This window comes from Microcoleus sp. PH2017_08_TRC_O_A (genome assembly GCF_020738665.1).
In the GTDB taxonomy this organism is placed as follows: Bacteria; Cyanobacteriota; Cyanobacteriia; order Cyanobacteriales; family Microcoleaceae; genus Microcoleus.
The window spans coordinates 1-9,552 of the sequence record NZ_JAEQCE010000161.1 but is presented as its reverse complement, the minus strand read 5'-3'; the positions used below and the strand labels follow the sequence as shown (position 1 = coordinate 9,552).

The following is a 9,552-nucleotide window of genomic DNA, read 5'->3' as shown; positions in this document are numbered from 1 at the left end:
TCAAATCGAGAGAGCCAATCAAAATCAAAATCAACTGCAATCTCAAATATCCGACTTAGAAAATCAGTTAGAAAATGGGCGTCAAACTCGATCGCAATTAGAGTCTCAACTAGAAACTGCTAACAGAGAGCGATCGCACATTTACGCCCAACTCTCGGAAATGCAAAGTCAAATCGAGAAAGCAAACCAGAGTCAAGCTCAACTTCAATCTCAAATATCTGAGTTAGAACATCACTTAGAAACAGTATATCAAGAACGGTTGCAGCCAACACCGGAAATTACTGCAACAGCGGAAGAATCACCAAAAGCTGAATTACTAGATAAAAACGCCGAGTCAACCCCAGAAGCAGCAATTTTGAAAAATCAAGAATTTGTAGTTTCTCAGCAAGGCGAAGGTGACTATACCACTATTAGCGAAGCCCTAAAAAATGCTGTTTCAGGTACGCGAATTTATGTGCATCCGGGTGTGTACAAAGAAAGTATAATAATCGACAAATCTGTGGAAATTATCGGCAACATAGAAGCGGGTAGCGTCACTGTTGAAAGCAGCGATTCAAACTGCATTCAAATGGCAACAGACAGCGCTTTAGTCCGAGGATTGACAATTAAAACAACAGGAAAATATTACGCTGTAGATATTCGCCAAGGCGAGTTAATCGTAGAAGACAGCGATATCACTTCTGCCAACTATTCTGTGGTAGTAATCTGCGGCTCTAATGCTAATTCAGTAATCCGTCGCTGTCAAATTCATGATGGAATATGGAACGGAATCTTTATCTCGGATAATGGCAAAGCAACGGTGGAAGATTGCAATATCTATAATAACGGCACTCTGGGAATAGGTGTCGGATTGGGAGGAAAATTGATTGCGCGCAGGTGTAGAATTAATGGTAATGAAGGTGAGGCGATCGCAGTTTACAGAGATAGTATTGCTACGGTGGATGATTGCGATTTAACCGGCAATACTGGGGGTGCTTGGCGGATTGCAGATAACGGATATATTCGCGGGAAAGGCAATCAAGAATAGAAGAAGTCATTAGTCATTTGGGACGGGCTAGAAGCCCATCCCACAAAAATCTTTTTTATTGTGGGATGGGCTTCTAGCCCGTCCTAATTATTTTTGCAAGAAGTCTATAATCTTAAACAAAAGACTTAACCGCATTTGCCAAATCCGCCGCATACTCTTCGTGCAAGCCCAAAGAACCAGGGATAACTCGCGATTCTACTCCCGGTAATTGGGCTAATACTTCCATTTCCGCCTTAGATTTGGGCGGTGCTTTCTCAGCAATTACAACCATCACCGGCACTGCTAATTCTTGGAAGTTGGCGACAAATTCTTCTCGGGTTTTTGCCGGATCTAAACCACCAGTTACAAAAGCCGCCGAACCAAATCTCGCACCTACTTGCTGCGTGACTTTCCATTTGTTTTGGATGAAATCGGGGGTGACTTTTGCTGCATCCGCGTAGACGTGGCGGCGGTACATTAAACCCAGGAATGACGGCGCAGTGTTCAGTTTGTAAAGGAATTGACCGAGTAAGGGCGATCGTACTAATTCTCTGACAATTCCGTGCCAGCCGCTTTGCTGTTTGCTCATCGTCGGTAAAGGCCCGCGCCAAGTCGGTGCAGCTAACACAATTTTTGACCAAACATTCGGCTTTGACTGCGCTAATTGCATCGCATAACCCGCAGCGTGACCGGCCGCAACTACAGCCACAGGACTGCTAAAAGTAGACTCAACAAAATCCTGAATAAATTGATGATATAATTGCGGTTCGTAGTCGGTGCGCGGGCGATCCGAGTCGCCAAAACCAGGCCAATCTACACTCACAACTTGAAAGTTAGGCGCCAACAATTCCGCTAAAGGACGCATTTCTGCTCGTGTTGAAACCGTACTGAAAGCTGGCAGCAATAATACGGTGTTTCCTTGTCCTCTGGTTTCGTAAATAACTTTGATTTGCGTTCCTTTCCAGTTCCAGAGATATTCTTGAACTGTCGCGGGATAGCTGCCATAATTAGATTGGATTAAATCAGCAGTCTGAGTCACAGCTTTTGCTCCTGTTAATTTGCTTCTGCTTGCGCGCTAACTTCGCAACCCAGTGCCTTGTTTCTCATCATTTGAAAGATGTTATAAAATCCGTTAGCGCGAGAAGGTGTCAGGCTCACATTCAATCCCGTATCTTGAATAAAATCTGGGGTAACGCTGACTATTTCCGCAGGCGTCAATCCGCTTAAACCTTCGACGAGCAAGCCAACTAATCCTTTGACTAGCTGAGCGTCTGAATCGCCTTCAAAGGAAACTTTTCCGTCGGCTAAAGTTGCGGTAATATAAACTTGTGACACGCAGCCAGAAACTTTGTTCTCTGGCTGTTTATTGCTTTCGGGAAATGGTGGGAGTCGCTTGGCATACCACAGCAGTTGTTCGTAGCGCTGTTTCGGATCGGAGTGTCGCTGGAAGCGCTGGACAATTTTAGCTAGGGTTGGCGGTAGCGCGGTATTTGCGGACATGATTTCGAGTAGCGGTTTACATCGCTAATATTATACATTTCATTTTAGCAGTCGGTGCGGGCGATCGCCAATCAGAATAGGTTATTGTAGAGAAAAATTGCGTGAAGCGTTCGCTCTCCCCTTCCCGAAGGCTAGCTATCCCGTTATTAATCGCCCTACAAATCTCAACGGAGGAAATATGGTATTTGGTGCAGTTGACGAACATTGGTGCCGAGTTGTGATGAACCGCGAAACTCGCAACATCGTTAAAAGCTTGCAGCCCGATCGATTAAATACCTTAGAAATCTCTGGCGACAGTTGGGGCAAATTAGAATCTTTTCAAAGCTATAAATCCGTCAAATATCCAGAGTTTGACATTTGCGAGTGTTGCCTCGATCAAACATTTGATTTAATCATTGCCGAACAGATATTTGAACATTTACTGTGGCCTTACCGCGCTGGCAAAAACATCTATCAAATGCTCGACGAAAACGGTTATTTTTTAATAACTATACCGTTTTTGATTCGGATTCACGATTACCCTAACGACTGCTCTCGCTGGACAGAAACAGGAATCAAATACCTGCTGGCTGAATGCGGTTTCAATTTAGAGCGCATCCAAACAGGCTCTTGGGGAAACCGCGCTTGTATTGTGGCAAACTTCTCAAAATGGGAATATTACAATGCTTCCATTCATTCGTTAGCAAATGAGCCGGATTTTCCCTTAGTAGTATGGGCTTTGGCGCAGAAATAACACCCCGATCGAACAATTTGAGATTTGAAATTTTTGGTTTTAGATTTGGGATTTTAGATTTTAGATTACCGAAGAAGACTGCGCCAAACTACGAGAGAGTCGATCTTACAAAACAACGTTAGCTGAAGCAGTCTTGGCGATCGCGCTCAACTCAAGTCCAAGGGCGGCAAACCGCGCAACTGACGCAGGGAATTGATGCACAACTGACAGTCGCAGCCAAACAGCGCCGCCGCTGCATCGCTTTCTTCCTCCGTAAAATCTAGCATCGCCACCGGTTCTTGATTCGGGCGCTGCCAACCGATTCTGGCCTTGGAATTAGCAGCAGCAGCCTTACCGGGAAGGCGCATACAAGTCAGACGTTGGGCGTGGGGCGATCGCACGCAGGTTGGCGCATCAGCCGATTTACCCGGTGTTTCGCCTATGTTTTGAGTTTGGGCGATCGCGCTCAAAGACATCAGAGATCCAAACAGCGTCGGACTTACAAGCAAAGTGAGGAGCAATCTATTCATGTGTCGTCCATAAGAACTTTAACGTACACAGTAGCGGATTATCTGTGGCAATTCAACAAGGTTTTTGGCTTGCATCAGTACAGTTTGCCGTTATTAAGGTTTAAAATCCGAATATTTTTTTATCAAACTTGCAATAATTCCCCGTATTGGCAAGCAGATTTTTGCGATCGGTATCGCCTGTGCTTCCCAGTTTAAGATTTGTTGCAAGTTTAGAGAATTCCCTTAGCTAGTGATAACAAAATCATTCAATGTGGGTAAAATAATGTCAGTCAGGGCAACTCGAAGCAGCGCACAAGTTTACATCGGAAACCAGGTGGGGAGTGATGAGTACAGTTTTAGTTGTGGAAGATTCCCGCAGCCAGCGGGAGTGCATTTCACATCAGTTGAAATGCAGTGGATTAAATGTAATTCAAGCATCTGACGGTGTGGAAGCACTAGATAAAGTTGAGAGAAGTTACCCGGATTTAGTATTATTAGATATCGTCATGCCCCGCATGGACGGTTACGGTGTTTGCCGTTTAATCAAAGCTAATCCCGAAACTCGGAATATACCAGTAATATTTTTAACCGGCAAGGGACAGCAGCTAGCTTTGTTCTCCAGGGCGATCGATCGCGCCGAGGCGTATGTTAGCAAACCTTGGCAGCCCAGGGAACTTTTGGCAACCATCAAAAAAGTCTTGATGAATGCCAATATTAAGTTCGATCGGGCTTCGGCTGACGCTTGGACGGAATACGGCATTTTAAACTTAAGTACCATTGAATTGTATCAAAGTCGCGCCGATGCTTGGACAAAATACAGCGCCCAAATTATTAAATTGTACGATACCAGCATAGCAGCTTTTCAGCAAGCTTTGGCAATTGAACCGACTCACTCGACAGCCAACAAGTATCGCAACCGAGTTCAGACTATCCGGGCAATTTTGATGAAAAAGATTGAGCAAAATCAACCTTGCAAAGTCTGCGACTATTATTACGGCAAAGATGGTATCAATTGTGCAGTACATCCCGCTGGTCGCCCTCAGCCTTTTTGTCGCGATTGGGAGTTTAATTAATTCAACTACAATGAAAACAAATAACCGCACCAACTTGGAAAAACTGCTGCAAGAAAGAAACGAAAACCCCCAAAGAATGGCAGAAATTGACGCCCAAATTAATGCAACTTTTCGTCAAAATCACACAATCTTGGTAATGGATATGTCGGGATTTTCTCGAACAACTGTCCGTTACGGAATCATTCATTTTTTGTCAATGATTCACCGGATGCACGGAATTGTCAAACCGATAATTGCGGAATGTGGCGGTACTGTTGTTAAGGAGGAAGCAGACAATATTTTTGCAGTATTTCCCGATGTAAAATCTGCTGTGGAATCTGCAATTGACTCTCTGAAACAAACGGTGGCTGTCAACACGACTCTGCCGCCGGATATGGATATTTACCTCTGCATTGGTATTGGCTGCGGCGATGTTTTGATGCTGGAAGGAGAGGATATGTACGGATCGGAATTTAATCTAGCAGCCAAGCTGGGAGAGGATTTGGCGGAACGGGGAGAGATTTTGCTTACCTCAGCAGCGTTTGAAAAGTTTGAAGGTGATAAGCAAGATTGGGAAAGAATAGATTTTTCGATTTCGGGTTTGGAGTTTGTGGCGTATAAGCAGGTATCATCTACTTAATTTATCTCAGGTTTTTTTCACAATATAAAATAGAAAATTGATGAGAAACCCAGTTCCTTCGCAAATACCCGGTTAGTCTACGATTTTTAGTACATTCCTCGACGCAACTTGCACTCTTATAGAGGTTAGTCTTCTGGTACGTTGTTGCGCTTCAGCGCTCTTTGATATATAAAGTAGAAAAGGGTCATAAAGCGCAACAACCTTCAAAGAAAATTGCACTCTTATAGGGATTAGTCATATAGCCTTTCTCAAAAAGGTGAGGTATGACTGACAGGTTATATAACCACTGAAACCAAGAGGGCTCTCTTCCCAACAACGTCCGCGAATCTTTCGCTAGATCCGCTATAAATTAGAAAAGAGCGCTGAAGCGCAACAACGTACCTTTATTTAATCTCAAAAAAGATAGAGTTTAAAGAAAACAGGATTGACGCATTTCTAACCACTCGTGCGTCCAATAAATTAAAAAATCAGATGATTGACGAACAAAAAAATTGGCAAACTATCAATTTAGCGAATATTCAACAGAGGCTGGCTTGGGTGCAACAACAGCCGGATGGAGTTGTGTTTTGCAAAGAGTCGGGAGTTCACTATGTTGCAGTTAGAAAAGATAAAGGTCAAATTAAGCTATGTTTAGTAGAAAAGGTGAATTTGTATACAGATTTATTGCAATCTGTGTTCAACCTCAACAATCCTCTGCATTTAGTTTCAGAATATACCCAAGCGATGATGTTGGGTTTATTGTGGCAAAATCAACCTAAAAAAGTTTATATAGCTGGGTTTGGCGGTGGCAGAATTCCGTTAGTTATGCACCATTATTTGCCGGAAACTGTTGTAGAATGTGCTGATGTAGATGCGATCGCGATTTCAGCCGCCATTGAGTGTTTTGGAGTGCACTTCGACAGCAGACTCAGCGTAGCAATCCAAGATGGGAGAGAGTATCTAGAGCAGCAAAGCCCAGATATGCAGTATGATATAATCATGACTGACGTGTTTTTTGGCAACGGCTACTTTCCGCACCGGCTAGCAACTAAAGAATTTTATGAACTTTGCCAAAAACATTTGTCAACCGCTGGAGTTGTTTTAGTAAATCTGCTGCAAAGAGATGAGTTTTATGCCCAAAAGGTGAAGACTTTTCAAAGCGTGTTTTCCCAGGTATGCGTATGCCCTTGGAAGGATATTAATAGTGTTTTAATTGGGACTAACGGCCCTATTTTAGACAAAGACGAGATTGTTTCCAGAGCAAAATATGTGCAAGATGGACATGAATTTTCGTTTTCCTTGACAGACAGAGCTCTTGATGTGAAAATAGGTTCAGAATTGTCTCAGATTATAGCTAATTTAGACCAAGCTCAAATTTTGACCGACGATTTGCCACCCGCCGGTTATTTTGATTCTTGGTTATTTTGATATCCAACACAACAAAACTGGTTCGTAGTGAGGACTTTAGTCCTCTGAAAATGAGGACTAAAGTCCTCACTACGAACTTAATTAGTATTTTTTTTACCGGATTGGATATAATTTATCCTTTAATATATTCAGCCATTTGCTTTTCTAGGCGATCGATCAATGTATCGACATCCGCTGCTGCGAGTTCAAAACAATCAGGGGGTGCGGGGTCAATTTCAAACAAAATTAGCTTGATTTCACCTTCGCCGATCGCCAAAATCGCTACCTCTTTCTCCGGTTTGTGAGCGTTTAGCACTCCTAAAATTTCCTGAATATGACTTTTAACTTGACGGTTTAACTCTTCTACTGCCTCTTTTTTACAGTACACGAAGCGTGGCGTTCCGGCAATATCAATGCCCAAAATATCGTCGCTTTCCTCTCCTCTTTCCTGAAGGAGTCCCCAAGCTAAAGCCGCCAATTCTTGTTTGTTGGCTGCTACAAATTTATCTAATTTGCGGCGCCAGTTATTTTGTTTTTTTTCTTCTGAATCAGGGCTACCAAATAAAAACATTTTTTCTCTTTGCTTGTAGAAACTAATATCTTACGGTTATTGGTTATTTGTTATTGGTTACTGGTTACTGGTTATTTGTGATTCGTTATTGGTTATTTGTGATTCGTTATTAGCAGACTGTGAATAACTAATTACCAATGCCAAATGCCCAATGCCCAATGACCAATTACCAATTAGCAAATTCAACCTAAAAGCGCAGCGCTTTTATTTTATACCAGATTGCACCCGCCAGAGCGACGCATAAACTCCATTATGTTCGATAAGTTGTTCGTGATGCCCCGATTCTACCACTCGCCCCTGCTCCATGACAAAAATGCAATCGGCATTACGGACAGTAGAAAGACGGTGGGCGATCGCAATTGTAGTCCGATTTTTGGTAATTCGTTCGAGCGATCGCTGAATTGCGGCCTCCGTCTCGTTATCCACCGCTGAAGTAGCTTCATCCAGAATCAAAATCGGCGGATTCTTCAACACAGCCCTCGCAATCGCAATCCGCTGCCGCTGTCCCCCCGACAATTTTTGACCGCGTTCCCCTACAATAGTGTTGTAACCGTCCGGCAATTGCGCGATAAACTCGTCAGCTTCCGCAATTTGAGCAGCATTTACTATCTCTCGATCGGTGGCATCAAAAGTGCCGTAAGCAATATTTTGGGCCACCGTACCGTGAAACAAGAATACATCTTGACTCACCAATCCGATCGCTCTCCGTAAATCTTTTAAATTCAGGGTAGTTAATTCTATGCCATCGAGATAAATCTGACCGTATTGTACCTCGTACAGCCTCATAATTAATTTTACCAGCGTACTTTTTCCCGAACCAGTCGCGCCCACAATTGCCGTAGTCTTCCCCGCCGGCAGAGTCAGGGAAAAATACTGCAAAATCGGTTTTCTTTGATTGTAATAAAAGGTAACATTTTTAAATTCCAGCGTGCCTTTAATCGAACTAACCGGCAGCCGAATATCACCCGTGCGAATTGCGATCGGCGTATCCAACAAATTCATCACCCGATTAGTAGAAGCCATGGCGCGCTGGTATCGATCCATAGTATCACCCAGGCGGGTCAGGGGCCACAGCAACCGCTGCGTCAAAAACACCAAAACGCTGTAAGTCCCTACAGACAATCTGCCCGCCACTACCTCCAAACCGCCCAGAAATAGCGTTGCAATAAAGCCCAGGAAAATCACCACGCGAATTAGCGGAATAAAAGCTGCCGAAATTGCGATCGCCCGTCGGTTACTTTGGCGGTAAGCTTGACTTTGGGTTTCGATGCGCTGAGTTTCATAATCTTCGGAAGTAAAACTTTTAATAGTAGTAATTCCCGTCAGATTATTCGACAATTGCCCGTTCAAAAAACTCACCTTTTCCCGCACATCAGCATACAGTGGAGCGAGGCGATTTTGAAATGCAAACGAGCCCCAAATAATAAAAGGAATTGGCAGCATTGACAGGATAGCAACAGCAGGAGATGCTGCAAAAAAAGCGGCGCTAATCACAATTACCGTCGTACTTACCTGAATCACTTCATTGGCACCACCGTCTAAAAAACGTTCCAGTTGATTGATATCATCGTTGAGAATCGAAATCAAACCGCCCGTGCTGCGTTCTTCAAAATAAGCTAATTCTAATTCTTGTAAATGGCTGTAAGCTTCCAGACGCAAATCGTGTTCGATATCCTGAGCCAAATTGCGCCACAAATAATCATAGGCATATTCAAAAACCGATTCCAAAGTCCAAACAATCAAACTCAACAAAGTAATGATTGCGAGTTGCCAAACGACATCTTTTATGCCCCACTTAGCAAGGATAGAATCTTGTTGTTTCACCACCACATCAACGGCAATACCGATTAATGCTGGTGGCGCTAAATCAAAGAATTTATTCAGCAGCGAACAAATACTTGCCAGCCAAGTTTTCAGGCGGTAGCGGCGCCCGTATTTCAGCAGCCGCTTGAGGGGATGGACAGGTTTAGAGGGATTTGGTGACAATTGAGGATGGGGATAATTGGACAAGTTTTAGATTGTGCAGTTATTTTTATGGTTTTAGGAACGGGCTAGAAGCCCATTCCACAATCTTTGGAATTGTCTTTGGGAACGGGCTAGAAGCCCATTCCACAATCTTTGATTTTTTCTGCTGGAACAGGCTAGAAGCCCATTTTACAATCTTTGAAATTGTCTT

General features: G+C 43.5%; 10 protein-coding genes. 5 read left to right on the top strand and 5 right to left on the bottom strand.

Annotated elements, in window-relative coordinates; all coding sequences use genetic code 11:
* Window positions 1-1,027 (top strand): right-handed parallel beta-helix repeat-containing protein (locus JGK22_RS32305; protein WP_293193108.1); only part of this gene is annotated, 1,027 nt, incomplete at its 5' end.
* A 112-nt stretch (window positions 1,028-1,139) separates the two neighbouring features.
* Here JGK22_RS32305 and JGK22_RS32300 read toward each other — a convergent pair.
* Window positions 1,140-2,045 carry an alpha/beta hydrolase gene (locus JGK22_RS32300; RefSeq protein WP_293193107.1) on the bottom strand — a complete coding sequence of 302 codons (906 nt, stop codon included), beginning with the start codon at window positions 2,043-2,045 and terminating at the stop codon, window positions 1,140-1,142.
* 14 nt (window positions 2,046-2,059) lie between these two features.
* Window positions 2,060-2,506, bottom strand: coding sequence for a SufE family protein (locus JGK22_RS32295; RefSeq protein WP_293185115.1), 447 nt, complete (start codon window positions 2,504-2,506; stop codon window positions 2,060-2,062).
* A gap of 97 nt (window positions 2,507-2,603) precedes the next feature.
* On the opposite strand from JGK22_RS32295, the gene JGK22_RS32290 reads away from it, so the two are divergent.
* Window positions 2,604-3,239 carry a hypothetical protein gene (locus JGK22_RS32290; RefSeq protein ID WP_293185114.1) on the top strand — a complete coding sequence of 212 codons (636 nt, stop codon included), beginning with the start codon at window positions 2,604-2,606 and terminating at the stop codon, window positions 3,237-3,239.
* Window positions 3,240-3,385: 146 nt separating this feature from the next.
* Here JGK22_RS32290 and JGK22_RS32285 read toward each other — a convergent pair whose 3' ends face one another.
* Window positions 3,386-3,748 carry a hypothetical protein gene (locus JGK22_RS32285; RefSeq protein ID WP_293185113.1) on the bottom strand — a complete coding sequence of 121 codons (363 nt, stop codon included), beginning with the start codon at window positions 3,746-3,748 and terminating at the stop codon, window positions 3,386-3,388.
* 323 nt (window positions 3,749-4,071) lie between these two features.
* Here JGK22_RS32285 and JGK22_RS32280 point away from each other — a divergent pair, with 323 nt between their 5' ends.
* The 3 genes from JGK22_RS32280 to JGK22_RS32270 all read left to right on the top strand — a co-directional run bounded on the left by JGK22_RS32280 (window position 4,072) and on the right by JGK22_RS32270 (window position 6,826).
* Window positions 4,072-4,800, top strand: coding sequence for a response regulator (locus JGK22_RS32280; RefSeq protein WP_293185111.1), 729 nt, complete (start codon window positions 4,072-4,074; stop codon window positions 4,798-4,800).
* A gap of 10 nt (window positions 4,801-4,810) precedes the next feature.
* Window positions 4,811-5,419 carry an adenylate/guanylate cyclase domain-containing protein gene (locus tag JGK22_RS32275; protein WP_293193104.1) on the top strand — a complete coding sequence of 203 codons (609 nt, stop codon included), beginning with the start codon at window positions 4,811-4,813 and terminating at the stop codon, window positions 5,417-5,419.
* Window positions 5,420-5,890: 471 nt separating this feature from the next.
* Entirely contained in the window at window positions 5,891-6,826 is a 936-nt protein-coding gene (locus JGK22_RS32270) for a fused MFS/spermidine synthase (protein ID WP_293220427.1), read from the top strand.
* Between the two features lie 112 nt (window positions 6,827-6,938).
* On the opposite strand, the gene JGK22_RS32265 is transcribed toward JGK22_RS32270, so the two are convergent.
* Window positions 6,939-7,376: a hypothetical protein gene (locus tag JGK22_RS32265; protein WP_293212983.1), complete on the bottom strand. Its 438-nt coding sequence runs from the start codon at window positions 7,374-7,376 to the stop codon at window positions 6,939-6,941.
* Window positions 7,377-7,580: 204 nt separating this feature from the next.
* Window positions 7,581-9,362 carry an ABC transporter ATP-binding protein gene (locus tag JGK22_RS32260; RefSeq protein WP_293314486.1) on the bottom strand — a complete coding sequence of 594 codons (1,782 nt, stop codon included), beginning with the start codon at window positions 9,360-9,362 and terminating at the stop codon, window positions 7,581-7,583.
* Between the last annotated feature and the right edge of the window lie 190 nt (window positions 9,363-9,552).